The sequence below is a fragment of the Sphingobacteriales bacterium genome (genome assembly GCA_016711285.1).
Taxonomy (GTDB): Bacteria; Bacteroidota; Bacteroidia; order Chitinophagales; family UBA2359; genus JADJTG01.
In genome coordinates, this window is the sequence record JADJTG010000003.1 from 22,622 (window position 1) to 41,659 (window position 19,038).

At 41.8% G+C, this 19,038-nt stretch carries 16 protein-coding genes; 11 read left to right on the forward strand and 5 right to left on the reverse strand.

What is annotated here, in order from left to right:
- Positions 1-190: 190 nt before the first annotated feature.
- Both IPL35_04370 and IPL35_04375 read right to left on the reverse strand, forming a co-directional pair.
- A complete protein-coding gene (locus IPL35_04370) occupies positions 191-3,010 on the reverse strand; it encodes a TonB-dependent receptor (protein MBK8442687.1) in 2,820 nt (939 codons plus the stop codon).
- A 177-nt stretch (positions 3,011-3,187) separates the two neighbouring features.
- Positions 3,188-4,621 (reverse strand): hypothetical protein, encoded by a 1,434-nt coding sequence (locus tag IPL35_04375; protein ID MBK8442688.1) that lies wholly within the window; start codon positions 4,619-4,621, stop codon positions 3,188-3,190.
- A gap of 286 nt (positions 4,622-4,907) precedes the next feature.
- Here IPL35_04375 and IPL35_04380 point away from each other — a divergent pair, with 286 nt between their 5' ends.
- Positions 4,908-6,731, forward strand: coding sequence for an ABC transporter ATP-binding protein (locus IPL35_04380; GenBank protein ID MBK8442689.1), 1,824 nt, complete (start codon positions 4,908-4,910; stop codon positions 6,729-6,731).
- Positions 6,732-6,914: 183 nt separating this feature from the next.
- Here IPL35_04380 and IPL35_04385 read toward each other — a convergent pair whose 3' ends face one another.
- Positions 6,915-7,445 (reverse strand): hypothetical protein, encoded by a 531-nt coding sequence (locus IPL35_04385; protein ID MBK8442690.1) that lies wholly within the window; start codon positions 7,443-7,445, stop codon positions 6,915-6,917.
- 81 nt (positions 7,446-7,526) lie between these two features.
- A complete protein-coding gene (locus IPL35_04390; GenBank protein ID MBK8442691.1) occupies positions 7,527-9,710 on the reverse strand; it encodes a S9 family peptidase in 2,184 nt (727 codons plus the stop codon).
- Between the two features lie 278 nt (positions 9,711-9,988).
- Between IPL35_04390 and IPL35_04395 the strand changes: the two genes are divergently transcribed.
- The 10 genes from IPL35_04395 (at position 9,989) to IPL35_04440 (ending at position 18,119) form a co-directional block, all read left to right on the forward strand.
- Complete coding sequence (locus IPL35_04395) at positions 9,989-10,750, forward strand: hypothetical protein (GenBank protein MBK8442692.1); 762 nt, start codon at positions 9,989-9,991, stop codon at positions 10,748-10,750.
- A gap of 27 nt (positions 10,751-10,777) precedes the next feature.
- Positions 10,778-11,653 (forward strand): lipoyl synthase, encoded by an 876-nt coding sequence (gene lipA, locus IPL35_04400; protein MBK8442693.1) that lies wholly within the window; start codon positions 10,778-10,780, stop codon positions 11,651-11,653.
- A gap of 224 nt (positions 11,654-11,877) precedes the next feature.
- The gene (locus tag IPL35_04405; GenBank protein MBK8442694.1) at positions 11,878-13,119 is read left to right on the forward strand and encodes a hypothetical protein; all 1,242 of its coding nucleotides are present in this window, start codon (positions 11,878-11,880) and stop codon (positions 13,117-13,119) included.
- Positions 13,120-13,243: 124 nt separating this feature from the next.
- On the forward strand, positions 13,244-14,251 hold the full coding sequence (locus tag IPL35_04410; protein ID MBK8442695.1) for a hypothetical protein: 1,008 nt from the start codon (positions 13,244-13,246) through the stop codon (positions 14,249-14,251).
- Positions 14,245-14,847, forward strand: a complete 603-nt coding sequence (locus IPL35_04415; GenBank protein MBK8442696.1) for a T9SS type A sorting domain-containing protein — start codon at positions 14,245-14,247, stop codon at positions 14,845-14,847. Before IPL35_04410 ends, IPL35_04415 begins: the two co-directional genes overlap by 7 nt.
- 227 nt (positions 14,848-15,074) lie before the next feature.
- On the forward strand, positions 15,075-16,106 hold the full coding sequence (locus tag IPL35_04420) for a hypothetical protein (protein ID MBK8442697.1): 1,032 nt from the start codon (positions 15,075-15,077) through the stop codon (positions 16,104-16,106).
- Between the two features lie 340 nt (positions 16,107-16,446).
- On the forward strand, positions 16,447-16,746 hold the full coding sequence (locus IPL35_04425; GenBank protein MBK8442698.1) for a hypothetical protein: 300 nt from the start codon (positions 16,447-16,449) through the stop codon (positions 16,744-16,746).
- 10 nt (positions 16,747-16,756) lie between these two features.
- Positions 16,757-17,044 carry a hypothetical protein gene (locus tag IPL35_04430; protein ID MBK8442699.1) on the forward strand — a complete coding sequence of 96 codons (288 nt, stop codon included), beginning with the start codon at positions 16,757-16,759 and terminating at the stop codon, positions 17,042-17,044.
- Between the two features lie 433 nt (positions 17,045-17,477).
- Complete coding sequence (locus IPL35_04435) at positions 17,478-17,678, forward strand: hypothetical protein (protein ID MBK8442700.1); 201 nt, start codon at positions 17,478-17,480, stop codon at positions 17,676-17,678.
- Positions 17,679-17,768: 90 nt separating this feature from the next.
- Positions 17,769-18,119, forward strand: coding sequence for a TatD family hydrolase (locus tag IPL35_04440; GenBank protein ID MBK8442701.1), 351 nt, complete (start codon positions 17,769-17,771; stop codon positions 18,117-18,119).
- Here IPL35_04440 and IPL35_04445 read toward each other — a convergent pair.
- Positions 18,108-18,284: a hypothetical protein gene (locus IPL35_04445; protein MBK8442702.1), complete on the reverse strand. Its 177-nt coding sequence runs from the start codon at positions 18,282-18,284 to the stop codon at positions 18,108-18,110. The two genes, IPL35_04440 and IPL35_04445, sit on opposite strands and share 12 nt — an antisense overlap.
- Positions 18,285-19,038 lie beyond the last annotated feature (754 nt).

The following is a 19,038-nucleotide window of genomic DNA, read 5'->3' on the forward strand; positions in this document are numbered from 1 at the left end:
TAAATTGTTTTTTTTGTAATTTTAAATAAAAAATCCACCTCTTATGATAAGGGGCGGATTTTTTATTTCTGTTAAGTCTTTATTTGAATTTAACTTATGAAATAATTTTGGACACAATCAGGTTTCAATTATTTATGGCAACTAATTACTAAAAAATTACTCATACTTTGTATTTTATATTATGTGATGACTAATAAAACTGATAATTGAGTCCCAAAGCAAAGGCACTGCCGATACGAAACTTGCTATATATCTGCTCCTGCGCCTGATAGGAATGGTACACCATCACGCGCTCGGAATTGAGAATATTGGAAGCCGTAAAACTGATTTTAGTGCGGCGTTGGCTGCCGATTTTTTTTACCACTTTTATATTTACCAAATCAAAGGATTTTTCATATACATCAGGGATAATACCAATACCTGCAATGACTAAACGGTCGCCTTGTACGTTGTAGTTTACATTGAATTCCCAAACATTTTTCATATCAACAAAACCCACCGAAGCATTGATGATATACGGCGACTGCCCCAACATGGCGCGTTCTTTTTTGATGACCTCCCCCGGACGTGCTTTGCTTTGGCGCGATAAAAACTCTGCTTCACTCATGGTCGTTTGTGCATCTACCAATGTTATATTAAAAGCGGTAGTTATTTTTTTGTCGGCACTTGTATTGAGGGCAAAACTGCGGTTTATTTCAAATTCCGCTCCCAAAATACGGGCAGCATCTACATTTTTAGCCTGAATATTATCGGGGCTGTTTTCGTTGTAAGCCACAATTTCTATGGGGTCTTGAATGGATTTGTAAAAACCGCTCAACGATACAAAATCAGCACCTTTAAAAAAATATTCACTGCGCAAATCAAGGTTATGAATCAGGCTTCTTTTCAGGTCAATATTACCTAAAAATGTTCTGCCGGAAATAAAATCCTGAACCTGAACCAGCGATTTTTCTTTAAAAGTAGGGCGTGCCACCGTGCGCGAGTAGGCAAAGCGAATGTTCCAATTTTCCTTTATATTGCTCAATATATTCACCGAAGGCAATACATCTAAGGTGTTCAAGATGTTTTCATCTTTTTTTATGATGGTTCCCAAATTATTTTGCCCGCTAAAAACAATATCTGTTTTTTCGGCACGCACCCCATAAGTAATTTTGAACAGGCGGTGTAAAGGCAATTCATTCATCATATAAGCACCTCCTATATTTTGAGCAGCCTCGTAGCGGTTGGCGGGTTCTTGTTGTCCTTCTGCATACACACCTTTACCTGAATTTACTGTCCAAATATTTTCGGGAGCAAACAACTCATCAGGGTTTCCCGAAAAATTGAAAGAAGCAGCATTTTGTACCGGAAATACATAATTAACAATAGAAAAATTGCGCATTTTGAAGATGTTAAATAAGCCGCCTTTCAGTTTAGTCATTTCGCCGTTGCGCCATTTAAAGCGTTTTTCTACGTCAATTTTTGCACTGACATTATTTTCGTCGAGATAGCGAAAACTGCGCGTAGGTACTGCACCGATGCTGCGGTCAATGATATAATTGCCTTCGTTGGTGATTTCAAAAGGGGTGCTGCGCAGGTCGGGTTCGGCAATACCGGAACGGATATAAGAAACTTTCCAGTCTGCCGTCAGGGTTTCGTTCAGGCTGTGCTTGCCTAAAACATTAAAACTGCTGATGGCGCGCTGGCTGTATTCCAAATTTTGGCGCAATATAGTTGCAGGGTTATCTTCAAACTCCTTTACGAGCAGGTCGGCACTTTTGGCAATACCGTTCTGAAAGTGCAGCACATTAAAACTATATTTATGTGCTTTATATTTTAAAGAAGTACCGAGCAAGGCACTCCACAATACGTTTTCTTCTGCCATAGCTCCCGCCGAACTGCGGTTGATGGTTAATTCGGTGCTGGTCAAATCGTTGCGATTTTTGGTGTATTCGTTAAACTCTGCCGTTTCATAAAACTTGTTTTCCTTGCCGTAATTGATTGCAAAAACATATCCCCAAGTGGCACGCTCGCGGTTCATTTGATTTCCGACAGAGAAAGAGGCATTAAAATCGGGTGTAAGGGTTTTGTTGTGTACACTCATGTTCGGCGAAAAGCCACTCGTAAGTGCCGTAAGCAAGGGTTTGTTGGCGGCAGGGTTGGGCGGAATAATACTGTGAGAAAAAGGGCTTTTCCGCGTGCCATCATCAAAGCCGAGAAAGTCGTAATTGCCGCCTTTATAGCCGATGGCATTGCCGTGCAGGTGCATCAAAGGGCTGTATGAGATACTTAAAGCGGCGTTGGCTGATTTTTGGTCAGGAAAATCTTTAGTAACAATATCTACCATACCTCCTGTAAAATCGCCGGGCAGGTCGGGCGAAAAAGTTTTATGAACAATGATATTATCTATCAAAGCGGCGGGGAACATATCCATTTGCACCGAATTTTTGTCGGGGTCTAACGCCGGAATGTCCATATTATTGAGTAAAGTGCGGGTGTAGCGGTCGCCCAAACCGCGAATAAACACATTTTTACCGCCTTCTACTGATACTCCCGTGATGCGTTTTACGGCAGCACCGGCATCGCCATCGCCGTAAATGGTAAAACTTTCGGCACTGATACCGTCAATCATACCACTCGCATTCTTTTTTATTTTAGAAATAACTGCCATATTGCTGCGCGATTGTTTGGCTACTACCACTACCTCTTCCAAATTTTGGGTGGTTTCTTTTAATTGTACATCTATTAATTGTATGGCAGTTGATTTTACTTGTACTGCCTTCAAAGTATCGCTTTGATAGCTCAACAGCGAAAATATAAGTGTATATGTTCCTTCAGGTAATGACAACATATAATTACCGTCTAAATCGCCCGTAGTGCCGCCGCCGGTTTCTTTTATATATATCGTAGCAAAAGGCAATATTTCTCCGCTACTTTCATCACGCACTATACCACGCACTGTTCCGTTGTTTGGCGCACGAATGCCCGAAAGCATCAATATTGCATATAATAAACAAATGATTTTTTTCATAAATAAAGAATTAAATTAACCCACATAAACATTTAATAATTAATATTTTATATAAAAATTATTTTTCTTTTTTTTAAAATATGATATAAATCTATTTTTTACTGACAAAAGCAATACACCGCTGGATTGGGTGTATTGCTTTCAATAAATACGATTTATGGTAATTTTTTTCTTTCCTTATTGCAAACGATTGGCTGCTGCTGCCCAAGTCCAGGTATTAAATACACTTTTATCCGCTCCTACCGTAGGTGTGCCACTCACGGTATTTGATTTGGAGGTGATATAATCGTCTAATTGTGTTTGTAAAGCGGCAGTAACTGCACTTCCACAGCCCGAAGTTTCGGTATATGCAGTAACTAAATCTGCCAAATTGATGCCCACGGCATTGAACTGGCAATTTTGAACGGTTAATTGATTGTCGGTAAATAAATTGGAATAAGCATCTGCTTTGCTGCTGCAATCGGCGGTATTGAAAGAGGCACGAATGTACAAAGCCTCATCAAAGCTGCCCGTAAACAGGCAATTGAGTAATGTGCCTTGTGTACCCGATTTCAATACGCCGCGTTTGTCTTTGGCGTTGTCGCCATCTGCGCCAACAAAGGTGCTGTTGCTAATGGTAAATTTGCCGTTTTTGTGGGTGCTGCCTTCGGGTCCATCGAGTTCCAAAGCTGTGTCGGAGTCGCTGCCTTGATATACCAAAACATTCGTGATAGTACCTGAGTAGTTTTGGTCTATATCAAGGGCATCATCGCCCTGCCCTAATACCAATATATGCTGCAACGATACCGTACCTCCAAAACATTCTATACCATCATCTAAATTACCTATAACTTCAATATGGTCAATCGTAGTGCCGCTACCCACACCGCCGAGTGTTAAGCCGTTGATTTCGTTGCCTTCGCCGATAAGTGCGCCACCATGCCGAATAGATACATATTGTAAAACGCCGCTATTGTCGCCGGTATCGCTGCCGCCATAAGTGCCGTAGCTTTCATCGGCAGGAATACCCTCTATTTGCGATTCGGTGTCGCCGGCAGCAGCCGAAACGGGAGCTTTGCCCAAAATAATTACACCGCCCCACAATCCTTTTTTGTCTTCGGTGGAGTTGCTGCCTTTGTTTTGTCCGGGAACGATTTCGTCTAAAACCGAAGTAAAGATAATCGGTTGGCTCGCTGTACCTTGTGCCATTATTTTTCCGCCGCGTGCCACTATCAGCGCGGAAGCCAAAGAGCCGCTACCTTCTTTTCCTTTAATAATAGTACCTGCTTGTATGGTGAGTGTAATGCCATCGGGTACTACTACTTTTCCTTCTAAAGTATAAACTTTGCCACTTTGCCATGTTTCGCTGGCACTCAGCAAGCCACTTTTATTAATGGTTTCATAAGATGTTACACAACTGCCATTTACACAAGTTTCGCCTGCATCGCAAGTAATACCGGTGCAGGGGTCATCTTGTACGCATTTGTCATTGACACAAGTATAACCACTGGGGCAGCCGCCGTCGCAATCATCTTTACCGCAACTTTGCAGCAGCAAGACAATAGAAAAACCGCATAACAACAAAAATAATTGTTTGCTAAAATTTAGAGAAAATTTGGAAAAAATTTGCATAAAAAATCAATTTTTGATGCTACAAAGTTCTATGTTGTATGTAAAGCAGTTATTCCGTAAAAATTAAGTTTGTATTAGTTTTTTTTAAGAAAATCCGCTTATTTTGACGAGATATTAACATATCATCATATAATGTTAATTCTTTATTAGCGAATAAATTTTAATACACGAATAGAGCCTCTTTACGATAAATTCCATATTTTTTTATACAGAGCTGTTGCAGGTATTTTTATTTTTGTTGTCCGAAATAAAGTATCTTTGAAGCCTTAAATTCTTTTTTCATTCAATGAATTATTTAAAGCGCATTTTTGCGTATTTGCGCCCTTATCAATCCCTTGTTTTTTTAGGAATAATATGCAATGTACTCACGGCTGTATTTTCTTTGTTGTCGGTGTTGATGACACAGCCTTTTTTAAATATTTTATTCAATACTGCCACACCTGCCGCTGCCGCTCCTGCTGCCGTTTCTTTGGATAAAAATTCGCTGTCTCAATTATTCAATAATTATTTTGGAAATTTTATTGCTCAAAGCAGTAAAACAGAAGCTTTGGGACTTATTTGTATTGCCATCATTATCGCTTTTTTTCTCAAAAACCTCACGCGCTATCTGGCTCTTTATTTTTTGGCTCCGGTGCGCAATGGCGTGGTGCGCGATATACGCCGCCATATTTACGAAAAAATTATGCGGCTGCCTTTGGGCTATTTTACCGATACCCGCAAAGGCGATTTGCTCACACGCATCACGTCTGATGCGCAAGAAATTGAGTGGAGTGCCTTGAGTACTTTAGAAGTGATTTTTCGTGAGCCTTTGATGATTATTCTGTCGTTGGCGGCAATGCTCTTCATCAGCCCCACACTCACACTGTCGGTGTTGGGCGCATTGGTGGTAGCGGCGTTTTTAATCGGCAATATCGGGCGCAATTTGCGCAAAGTGTCGGCATTGGCACAGGAACGACTCAGCGAAGTGCTTTCTATTGTAGAAGAAAGTATCGGCGGCTTGCGCATCATCAAAGCATTTAATGCCGAAGCCACGCAGAGTAGAAAATTCAACCATATCAACGACCAGCACGCCGCTACGATGACGCGCCTGTTTCGCCGCCGCGATTTGTCGTCTCCTTTGTCGGAGTTTTTGGGGGTTTGCGTTTTTGTAGCGATTTTGTATTTCGGCGGCAAGCAGGTATTGGCGGGCAACAGTATGGACGCAGCTACTTTTCTCACCTTTTTGGGTATTTTCTTTCAGGTCATTTCGCCCGCCAAAGCCTTCACCGGAGCTTATTACAACATTCAGAAGGGTTTGGCTTCGATGAACCGCATTGATGCCATACTCCAAGAACCGGAACGGATTAGCGAAGCCGCCGATGCACAGTCGCTTCAAACTTTTAAGCAGCAGGTGGAATTTAAAAATGTGAGTTTTTCTTATGGCGATAAGGCGGTATTGCACAATATTTCTTTTACGCTGCCCAAAGGGAAAGTAGTGGCATTGGTGGGGCAGTCGGGAGCCGGAAAATCTACTATTGCCGACCTATTGCCGCGTTTTTATGAAGTGCCGGAAGGAGAAATTTTAATAGATGGTATTGATATTAAAAAACTAAAAATCAAAGATTTACGCGCTTTGATGGGCGTAGTGAGTCAGGAAGCGATTTTGTTCAATGACAGTATTGCGAATAATATCGTTTTTGGAAAAGAAGCCGAAAATGTAGCACACGAAGCCGTAGCAGAAGCAGCAAAAATAGCCAATGCCGCCGAATTTATTGAGCTGCTGGAACAAAATTATGACGCAAATATCGGGGAGCGGGGCAGCAAACTCAGTGGCGGACAACGCCAACGGCTCACTATTGCGCGGGCGGTGCTTAAAAATCCTCCGATTTTGATTTTAGACGAGGCTACTTCGGCTTTGGATACCGAATCGGAAAAGTTGGTGCAGGCGGCACTGCATCAGTTGATGCAAGAACGTACTGTACTCGTTATTGCGCACCGACTTTCTACCATTCAGGCGGCAGATGAAATTTTGGTGATGAAACAAGGCAGCATCATTGAGCGCGGCAAACACGAAGAACTGTTGGCACGCGGCGGCGAATACAGCCGTTTGGTGGCGATGCAGGGGTTTTAAATAGATTTTTTTTCAAAATATTTAAAAAAAAGAAACTGTTTAAAGTTTGTATAAAATCAGAACAGATTTCACACCCCCAAAAAAAATCTTATTTTAAGATAAGGATTCGTTTGAAAGAACTTCTTTTATCTGAAATACAAAACTTTAAACAGCTTCATAGTATTCAAACTATAACTCTGATTTTTATTGCCTTTTTACCTGCTTATCTAATTCCGTCAAAAACTCAAACGATAATTGATTTACTTTTTTAGAATGTTTGAGTTTTACTTCGTTATCCACATAATGTAAAGAACTGATATAAGTTCTTACCGCCCGAATGGTAGTAGTGGATAATCTTTTCACATCTTTGTAATTAATATAATATTCATGGCAATAATAGCCGTTAAACTTATTGAAATGATAACCCTGTATGCCTTTGGATTTTATTTTTACTGTTGTATTATCTTCCAAAAGCAACAAAAGAATATCATCATTTGATAATACACCGCAGGAATTACCGCCTCCATAAACCTGAAAAAATATGGTCGTATCTATACTTCTGTAAGAAATTTTCATCCAGTCATTCAATTTCCACAAAAGTTTAGCATCATTTGTCAATATTCTATATTGATTGGTAAACCGATCTTTTTCCGATACTTTTATTTGGCTGTATGCAACAATCCAAGGTATCAGTGCCGCAACAATGGTACTTAAAAATTTTACTGTTTTCATCATCAATCTTAAAGGCAAGTACTTACTATATAAATCTTTTCTATTCTATTGTTTTGTATTTTAAATCTATTGAGTATTTAAAACCTATAACTTCTCTTTGATAAATTTCGTCATCAATTCGTATAAATGATAGCGCGTGTTGCCGCCATAAATACCGTGATTTTTGTCGGGATATATCATTAAGTCAAATTGTTTTCCTGCTTTTTGCAGCGCACTCACCATTTCTACCGTATTTTGAAAATGCACATTATCATCTGCCGTTCCGTGAATGAGTAAATAATTGCCTTTGAGTCTGTCCACAAAATTAATGGGTGAGTTTTCGTCGTAGCCTGTGTTTTCCTGCGGAGTGCGCATATAGCGTTCGGTGTAGATGCTGTCGTAGTATTTCCAGTTAGTTACCGGAGCTACGGCAATAGCGGTTTTAAACACATCGTTACCTTTCAAAATACACAAACTCGACATATATCCTCCATAGCTCCAGCCCCATATTCCAATGCGCGAAGCATCTACATAATTTTGTTTGCCGAGCCATTGTGCGGCTTCTATCTGGTCTTCGGTTTCAAGTTTGCCGAGTTGCAAATAAGTGGCTTTTTGAAATTCGCTGCCGCGTGCGCCCGTACCGCGATTGTCCACCGATACCACAATATAGCCCTGCTGTGCCAACATCTGATGCCACATCTGATTAAAACCCTCCCAAGCATCTTCTACCGTTTGCACACCGGGACCGCCATATACGTGCATCAGCACCGGATATTTTTTAGAAGGGTCAAATTGTGGAGGTTTTATCATCCAGCCGTTGAGCGTTTGTCCGTAGGAGGTCGTAAACTGAAAAAACTCCTGTTTGCCCAAACGATAGTCGGCGAGGCGTTTTTTGAGGTCGGCGTTATCCACCAAAGTACGAATGGCTTTGCCTTCGGAGTTGTGGAGCGACACAAAAGGAGGTGCGTGGAGGTCGCTGTGGGTGTTGATAAAATATTTCATACCGGAACTGAAAGCCGCTTCGTTCATACCTGCGGTGGCGGTTAATAGCATCGGTTTGCCGCCTTTGAGTGTAAGGCGATAGATTTCGCGCTGCATAGGTTGTTGCATTGCCGCCTGAAAATAGAGGTTTTTATCGCTGTCGATACCATAAAATTTGGTTATATCCCAATTACCTTTGGTGAGCTGGCGCGAAGTGCCGCCGTTGAAATCGTAATAATACAAATGGCGAAATCCATCGCGGTCGCTGCTCCATATAAATCCTTCATTATCAGGCAAAAAAGTAAGGTCATCGCTTATATCAATATAAGTATTGCTTTTTTCCTGCAAAAGCGTTTTAATACTGCCGTCAGAGGTTTTTACCAACAATAAATCCAATTCATCTTGGTGGCGGTTCATTTTGATAACAGTTAGGTATTCGCTGCTTTGAGTCCATTTTATACGCGGAATATATTCGTAATCGCCCAATTGCAGGTTGCTGGTTTTTCCGCTTTTCAAATCATAAATATGGATACTCACTTTGGCATTGTCTTCGCCGGCTTTGGGATATTTAAAGCGATAATCGCTGGGATACAGCGAATCGTATTTGGGCATGTTAAATTCGCGCACTTGGCTCTCGTCAAAGCGGTAATAAGCGATTTTACTGCCGTCAGGACTCCAAAAGAAAGCCACATCAAAGCTAAATTCTTCTTCATACACCCAGTCGGTAGCACCATTAATCACTTCATTCACTTTGCCGTCAGTGGTGATGGCAAAGGTTTTTATCATATCCAAATCTGTAATAAATAGGTTGTTGTTGCGCACAAAAGCAACGCGATTGCCCTGTGGAGCAAGGGTAGCAAAACGCTGTTTTCCTCCTTTTTCATTTCCCACCAACGATTGCAGTTTTCTGTTGCGTATATCATATACATAGTTGTTTTCTTGCGTAGAGTGACGATAAATCGGCTCTACATCAGTGGCAATGAGGAGTTTATTTTCATCGGCAGAAAATTTATAATCTTCTATTTTCAGGGCTTTTCCATCTACCTTTAAGTCGGCAGCTTTTACCAAAGTGGTAGTTTTTTCGCCGCTTGCATAAGCATACTGATTAATCTCTACACCTTGTTCGCCTTCATCTAACAACGTATAGTGCAGCCCGTCTTTCATAGAGTTAAGCCCCTGCACCGACTCAGGATAGAAAAGATAATTTTTCCAAATATCTTCTATCGTTATATCTTTGTTTTGGGCTGTCAGCGTAAAACCAGCCAGTAAACAGCCTGACCATAATAAAAAAACAAAATTGCGTATCATCATTTTTATAAATAAAAAAATTAAATAGATAAAAAATTAAGACCGCCAAAGTTCGTTAAAAGTTTTGTGTTGAGCAAATGCAGTAGCTTATGCGAGTTATTGTTTTTATAGTATAGTTAAAATTTTTGACACTTCGTAACAACAATAACAGAATAATGACTTATTATTAAACAATTTAGTAATAATTTTATTTTGTAAAAAAAACGATTATAATATAATTTTTGTATGTACCTTGCAGTTATAGCACTATTTTATTACAGCCTTATTCCCAAAAATTCATGAAATTTTATCCATTATACTTATGGCTGCTACTGACAGGCACAATAAATGTGCTTGCTCAAAACACTGACAAATACACCGATGCCGAAATTGTGTATTATAAAGAAAAGTACGGTGGGCTTAAAATTCATACGCGTGGGTGGGGGATTAATTATAATACAGCCAAAATTCAAAATATTTATAAAAAGAAAATCTGGCAATTTGAATTACAAGAACTGAAACACCCGAAAGAAAATCGCCGCGCTTCGGTGATGAGTACGGCGGGGGCGAGTTTGCAGCAGCGATACATCTACGGCAAACAGAACAATTTTTATAACATCAATGTATTGTACGGCAAAGAGCGCGTACTCAGCCAGCGCGGGCGCAAAAATCCGGTTACTATCAGCTACCGCTATTTGGGAGGAGTTTCGCTCGGACTCCTCAAACCCTACTACCTGCGCTTATATTATCAAAACGAAACAGAAAACTTTCGCGATGAACCCTACAACGAACAAAATGCACTCCGTTTTTTAGACCCCAACTCTATTTATAGTGCTTCGGGGTTTTATTATGGGTTTAATGCGCTTAAATTACGACCGGGTATTATTGGAAAAGCAGCGATGGTATTCGAATGGTCGCGCAATGAATCCAGCATTAAAGGTGTTGAAATAGGTGCTATGCTCAACATCTATCCGCAAAATATACCGATAATGGTAGTACAAGAAAATAATAAAATATTCTCAAATTTGTACCTGCAATTCCTGTTTGGAAGCAGAAAATAATATTTTTTTCATCTAAATACGTTGTTCATGATAGAACTTCCGGTTGTTTCGTCTCCTACTCCACCGCGCCCCCGAAAACCCGAATGGCTGCGTGTGAAATTACCTATTGGCGAAGAATATAAAAAAGTACGCCAATTAGTGGATACCCACCGCCTGCACACGATATGCGAAAGCGGCAACTGCCCAAATATGGGCGAATGTTGGGGTGCCGGAACTGCTACTTTTATGATTTTGGGCAATGTATGCACGCGCAGTTGCTCCTTTTGCGCCGTAGCCACCGGACGGCCTCCCGTACTCGACGAACAAGAGCCGCAACGTGTAGCCCAAGCCGTACAGCTGATGGGCGTAAAACATTGTGTTATCACTTCCGTCAACAGAGACGAACTCCCCGACGGCGGCGCAAAAATATGGGCTGCTACCATTCGCGAAATCAAACGCAGCAGCCCGCACACCACCCTCGAAACCCTCATTCCCGATTTCAAAGCCAAATGGCAAGCCCTCTACACCGTACTTGACGAACGCCCCGAAGTAGTGAGCCACAACATGGAAACCGTAGCGCGGCTCTATCGCTTGGTGCGCCCGCAAGCACGCTATGAGCGAAGTTTGGAGCAAATACGCCGCACCAAAGATTATGGCTGTCGCACTAAGTCGGGCATTATGCTGGGTATCGGCGAAACCTACGAAGAAGTATTGCAGGCAATGGACGACCTGCTGGAACACGGCTGCGATGTTCTCACATTAGGGCAATACCTGCAACCAACAGCACAGCATTTGCCTATCAAAGAGTTTATTCACCCCGACTTATTTGCACAATACAAAACAGTTGGTTTGGAAAAAGGATTCAATTTTGTGGAAAGCGGACCTTTAGTACGTTCTTCCTATCATGCCGAGCGTCACTTGTAATTTCTACATCAAGCAAACAAATTTATTTGTCTGATTATCAGTATTTTAATCAATAACAAACAACAATAACAGGGGCGTTTTTCTATCATAAAAACGCCCCTGTTACTGTCATAGTATTGTTATATTTTACTTGAAAGTTCTCATACTATATTTTTTTGCTTATTTTTGTAAAAGTTTCAATGCAAAAACAATAATTATACAATAACACGAAAAATTTTTTAAACATGAAAAAGTTTTTATCACTCTTGTTAATAGGTTCTGTTTCGTTGGGAGCAGCCTTGTTGTATCAGGGTAGCACCGAAGCAACAGCACCCGCCGCAACACAAAAGAAATTTTCGCGCGGCATTAAAGGATATTATGAGTATTGGCATTCTTTGCAAGCCAATCAAACAACCGGCAAAGTGGATATGAAAGATGTGTTGCAGGCACGCCAGCAAGCCAATGCTATTTATGCGCAAAAAAGCGGCTCTTTATTACAATGGGACTTTATGGGACCGGATAATGTAGGCGGTCGTACTCGCGCTTTGATTGTGGATAAAGATAATGCCAACAAACTCGTAGCCGGCGGTGTGTCGGGTGGTTTGTGGCGTTCGGATAATGCAGGTGCTAACTGGACACAAATTACCTACGACCCCAATATGCAAATTATTGCTTGCATTGCTCAAGATGCCAGCGGTGATTATTATGCAGGTACGGGCGAAGGTTTTTATAATGGGTTTTATCCAGGTGACGGTACGATGGGATTTCTTGGAAACGGGATTTTAAAATCAACTGACGGTGCAAACAGTTTTTCGCAGGTGATTTCTACTTATCCTTCTGATGAGAACAATTCAAGTGAAGCTTGGGGTGATGTACGTGCCATAGCCGCCCACCCTACTATTGACAATAAAATTTATGCAGTATTGAGTACAGGTTTACGTATGAGCAGTGATGGCGGCTCTACTTGGACAAATGTGCAAAATGGTGCAGGATATGATGTAGTTGCCGGCAGCGATGGTGTGATACACGCCATTATTGGCAATGCCTACTATCGTTCCGACAGCAACGGCGATAATTTCCAATCTGTTGCCAATTTTTCAGGTGCTCGCAAGCGTTTGGCAGTGTGCGAAAGCCAACCCAATATGGTATATATGGTATCTGTTTCGGGCGGCGGCGGTTGCCTGAATGAAGTACAACGCTCCACTGACGGAGGCTCTACTTGGACTAAAATTGGCGAAGGAACTGAGAGTTTTGAACCGATGGCGAATGGCGCACAATGTCAGGGCGATTATGATTTGGCTTTTGCCGCTCACCCTACCGATGGCAACCGTATTTTCTTGGCGGGTGTTACGCTGTGGAGCTACTCTACGTCTGACGGCTGGAGACAAATTGATAATTTGGATGAAGACCCCTCTAACCCCGCTATATACATGCCGACAAGCATCATATTACCTTCCCGAAAGGAAACGGCAAAATTATGTATGTAGCCAGCGATGGAGGTATCAGCAAAACTACCCACGCCGACGAAATTTATCCCGATTTTTATAATGTAAATAAAGGGTATAATATCACACAATTTTACTCCGTAGCTGCGGACACGATGGTAAAGTAATGGGAGGCACGCAAGACAACGGTACTAACCTCACTACTTTTGGAGTAAATTCCATCAAATCTACTACCGAAGTGAATGGCGGTGATGGAGGTTATGCTGAAGTATCCAACATTAAACCCAATATCTTATTTGCAGGAAATCCCGAAGGAGCTTTGTATCGCAGCAGCAATGGCGGCGATGGTTTTGCTAAGTTTTTTGATGAAAACATAGACTGTAAACCGCTCAATGCTGATGGCGGTTGCTCTGGAGACGGCGTAATGGATAATGGCGGAGGTTTCGTAACACCTTTTGTATTGTGGGAAGACGAAATGCTGTATTACACCATTGCCAATTATCAGCCTAATGCCGATAACCCGCTTCCTCACAGTATTACTTATAACAATCAAACTTTCACCATTACTTCCAACAAAGAACTCGCCGACCAGCAATTGGTAGATTTTAAAGCTGCTGCCGCCGCCGAATCATCAACCGACAAACCCAACGAAGAAGATGCAAAATACTTCAAGCGTATTTATGAAGCTACGCAATTGTATGTTTATTACGATTTATCCGTAGGACAAGTAATTCCCGATTATCGTTTTGCTCGCTCCAAATTCTTTACCGGCGACAATGCAGGCAATGTTTGGCTTTTGGAAGATGCTATCAATGCTTCTTATTCCACTTGGCGAAATGTAGGAAAAGTTGCCTCAGGTGCTATCTACGAATTAGCCGTTAATAATAGCGGAACAACCGTGTGGGCTGGCAGTACAATTGGTAATGTGGTGCGTATCAGTAATTTGAATGCCGCACCTGCCGTAAAACAAATTTCGTCAAGTGCTTTATTCAATGGTTCGCGTGTAATTACAGGTTTGGCAATAGACCCCCAAAATGATGCGCGTGTGGCAGTTACTGCGGGTAATTATGGCAATAATAAATATGTAATTCTTTCTACCAATGCCACCTCTACCAATCCTACTTTTGCCAGTGTTCAATCTAATTTACCGTTTATGCGGTATATGATGTGGTGATAGATCACGGAACTTCAGGGCAAAATGCACTCATCGTGGCTTCGGAATTGGGAGTGTGGTACTACGACCCTGCTGCTCAAAACTGGTCGCCGCAAACCGAAGAACTCGGTATCGGTCCGGTGGTGCGGATACGTCAGGAAAGTATGGCTCGTTGCAATGCGGGCTACCTCGCCGACTTACAGTTGAAATGTAAAGTTATCTACATCGGTACGCACGGACGCGGTATGTATCGCAGTACATCTTTGGCAAATCCTTTCTGCACGCAAGCGGCAGGATCTTGCGTATTTGATTTACCTTCTTTCAACCCAACAACCGGTATTGAAGAAGATACTCAATCTGTAGCTGCTATTCAATTATTCCCCAATCCGGTACGCGATATGGCTACACTGAAATTTACTTTGCAGGAAAACAACCGCGTGCGTGTCAATATTTACGACATCAACGGAAAATTGGTGCAACAAGTGAGCAATGCGATGACAGCAGCAGGTACACATCAGGTAGAAATTCCTGCTTCTCATTTGTCGGCGGGTAATTATTTTGTGCAACTCCAAACAGATAATTCTGCATCTACTCTTAAAATGACCGTAGTACGTTAATTTTTTTTGAGTCTTATTGTTATCTTATAAAAGAACGCACTTACCAATGATGTAAGTGCGTTCTTTTTTTTATCGGATAAAAAATAATTATTAAAATCATCATAAGGAACTGATTATTTGACAAATAATCCGGCAAAAGGCTTTTTTACGCATATTTAAGGAATAAAATATGTTCATTATTAAAAAATAAGTTTACTTTGTACTTCCTGAATTTAATTATAAAAAATATGAACCGAATTTTATTTGCAATTTTGGCAATGGGTATTACATCTTTTGCCACCCAAGCGCAGCAGAGTACGGCTATGCGTGTATATGAAATAGTGCAGGCAAAATGTACTAATGCAGGCTGTCACAATACAACAGATAAGGCGGGCAATTTGGATTTGCAGGGCGACTCGCCGACCGCAGTGTACAACAATGTTTATAATAAAGACCCTGATAATTACACCGCAAAAAGTAATCACAACAAACTTGTTTATCCGGGCGACCCCTATCGCAGCTATTTGTTTCGCAAAGTAGCTGCCGGCACTGAATCCACCATTCAACTACAAGCAAATGAAGGCTCGGCAATGCCGATGGGCTATCCGAGTGCAGCACTCACAGCTGTTGAGCGCGAAATTATTCGCCAGTGGATATTGTTCGGTGCACCCGCCGAAGGCACTGTCGTTGATGAAACTTTATTAGAGAATTTCTATAGTGGTGGCGGCTATTGGGCAAATGACCCTCAAAACCCACCACCTGCTCCAGACCCTTCCGAAGGTTTTCAGGTGCGCCTCGGTCCTATCTTTTTACCACCCAGCACCAGTACACAGGTATCCGAAACAGAGTATTTTTCTAAATATCAATTAGATATACCGGCTACTGAAGTCAATCGTATTGATTATAATATCGGCAGTTCGCACCATTACATTATCTACAAATTTGACCAGCCCTCCGATGCTGACGATGTACCCTACGGATTTCGTAAAGGCAGTGGCGGCTTGGGAGGTTTTGTACTTACTTCACAATCGTCAGGCAGCACCAAACTTCCCGAAGGAACGGCTTTTCCCTGGTACGATAATATGTGGCTCGATTTAAACACACACGTTGTAAATTATTCTCAAAGTCTCTCAATGGCTACCGATGTATATATGAATATTTATACACAAACTACCGGCACATCGGCGCAGGAAATGTACTCTCAATTATTACCCAATCCTTTGTTGTTTATTCCCTCCAGCGGACAGGAGCATGTGGTCGAAACACCTTTTTTCATATAATATAAATCAACAGTTGTATTTGTGGGCAATCAGCAGCCATACCCACAAACGCGGCAAAGGATTTGAAATTTGGCTGCGCAATGCCGACGGCAGCAAAGGAGATAAAATATTTGATGCAAAAAATACAACGGTGTTCCCGAATGTGAAGATATAGAGTACGATTATCAACACCCGCCTGTTCGTATTTTCAGCCCGTTTTTACCGATGACCATCAAAAATGGTATTATCCATAAAGCTACTTACTTAAATGATTCGGGTAGCACCATCCCGGGAGATACTACCGAAGATGAAATGATGATTACCTCTGTTTTATTTACTTTGGGTACTTCCGGGTATTACTATGCCGCAAGCCAGTGTCTGTTTGTCGGACGAAGAACAAGTCGGCTTTGAAGACCAAAATCCGATAACAACTGCTTTGCAGGCACAAGTATCGCCCAATCCGTTAAAAGAACGCTCTTTACTGAATTTTCACCCTTGGCTCTTTTCGGGAGCTATTGCCAAAATTATCGGCACAGCCGAAGAAGGAGCAATAGCACAGGTCTTTGATGCTCAACAACAGCCGCTCGCCATCGGACATTTTTATCCGAAGGCAGCATTGCGGTGCGTCTGTTTCATTTCGGCAGCGATGTTCCCCGCTTAGATACCGATTTTTGGGCGCAAAAAATCCGGCAGGCTTTGAGTTGCGCCGCACTTTGGCTTGGCAGATAGCAGCCACACCACCGCCTACCGCCTCATTCATGCGAAGGCGACAATTTGCCGGCTTGATTGTGGACATCTACGGCGATACTGCTGTACTACAGATTCAGACTTCGGGTATGGAACGCATCAAAACGAAATTGCAGCGGCTTTGGTGCTGGTGTTGGATACTCGCTTGCAGCGTATCTACGACAAAGAAAATGGTATTTATCTTTGGCAGCGCGACCCCAGACACACGATGAAGGTATTGTTACGGAAAACAACCTGCGTTTTTATGCCCACTGGGAAAGAAGGACAAAAGCATGGGTTTTTTTTTAGACCAACGCGATAACCGCCGTTTGTTACAATCGTATTGCGCCCGGAAAAACGGTGTTGAATGCTTTTTCGTATTCGGGTGGATTTCGGTGTATGCGCTGGCAGCGGGGCAGCGCGGGTGGATTCGGTAGATGTATCGCAAGAAAGCAATAACATGGGCAAATCAGAATGTAGCACTCAATGGCGGCAGTGAACGACATCGCGGTATTGTAGCTGATTGTTTTGAGTATTTGCGCCAAATTCATGATGAATATGAAGTAATTGTTTTAGACCCGCCCGCTTTTGCCAAGCACAAAAGCGCGGAAAGCAAAGCCGCACAGGGTTATAAACAAATCAATTTGCAGGCATTTCGCCATATTCGTGCGGAGGTTTTTATTCACTTTCTCCTGCTCGCAAGTGATTACCCGCGATTTATTTCGCAAAATTGTGTTTGCCGCCGCCGCCGACTCCAAGCGCAAGGTGCGTATTGTGCAACAATTAGGGCAAAGCAACGACCACCCTATCAACATCTATCACCCCGAAGGCGATTATCTGAAAGGATTGGTATTGCAGGTAGAATAATAATAATGGTGCAGCAATACACAACTTATCATCATCTTTATTTAGATGCCCACACACCGACTACCCAGAAACTGACGGTGATGCTTTTCGTTGGTGCGCCTTGTCATTTGCAGCAAACACGGTGCTTTCTGTGCGGATTTGCAAGGAGCTTTTGTGTGGGTCTGCACCTGGTATATAAAAAATGAGTTATTGGAGCAGCAACTTCATCAACTTTCTCACCTGCTCGCCCACCATCGTGTGTGGGCAGTGGGCGAATGTGGGCTTGACCGTTTATGTGCTACATATGGAATTTGCAGCTACAAGCATTTGAGGCACAGATTCGGCTTTCGGAGCAGCACCCGCAAGCCTTTGGTAATACATTGTGTAAGGGCTTTTGATACGCTTTTACAATTTAAAAAAACACTGCGCCCCCGCCAAAAAATGGCTCATTCACGGATTTAATAAAAAGAAATCATTGCACAGCAACTCCTGCAAGCGGGATTTTTTTTTGTCGTTGGAGTGCTGCTGCTTTATTGCCATCAATGCCTGCTCATCACACGGCTGCCACCCTGCCTCTGGAATACATTTTTTTTTAGAAAGTGATGACAATACCGAACTTAGCATCAAAATCTGTATCAAACAGTATCGCAAATACGCAACATTTCACCCGGAAATATTAAGAGCCGCTATTTGGGATAATTTTGAAACATTATTAAAAACTAATACTGAAACAATTTATTTGCTGCGTATTCATTATATAAAATTAAGCTAAGGCTCGCACGCCTAAAAAGTACCCTTTTTTGTCGATTTTAGTATTAATTCCATTCTGTGCGAAATTTTTTCACAAAAAAATAGAAAAACTAAGTACCTACCAAAAGATGGAGGTGCAGCTAACCATCAGTTAAATTACACCTATCAAAAAGCAAGGTAATACCTACCAAAAGGTAGGTGCAGCTACCAAAGCTAGAAGATCTTCCTACCTAAAAGCAAGGTAGTACCTACCAAAAGGTGGGGTGCAGCTACCAAAAGGTAAGTCTTCCTACCTAAAGCAAGGTTGGTACCACCAAAAAGGTAGGTGCGGCTACCAAAAAACTAAGTCTTCCTACCTAAAAGGTAGGTGCGGCTACTAAAAAGCTAAGTGAGGCTACCTAAACGCAATAGCTAATACTAAATCGCCTTAAAATATGCTTATATAAGTCTCATAAATAAGGCAAATAACTTATTATGTTGGCGTTGCTGATGCTTAAATATCGTTTCTGAACACGGGTTTGACGGATTGAACGGTTTTTACGGATAAAAATCTGTGCTTATCTGCTCCATCTGTTTCATCTGTATTCCCTCATTTATAAAATAAAAAGCTAGGCGAACCTTAGCATATATG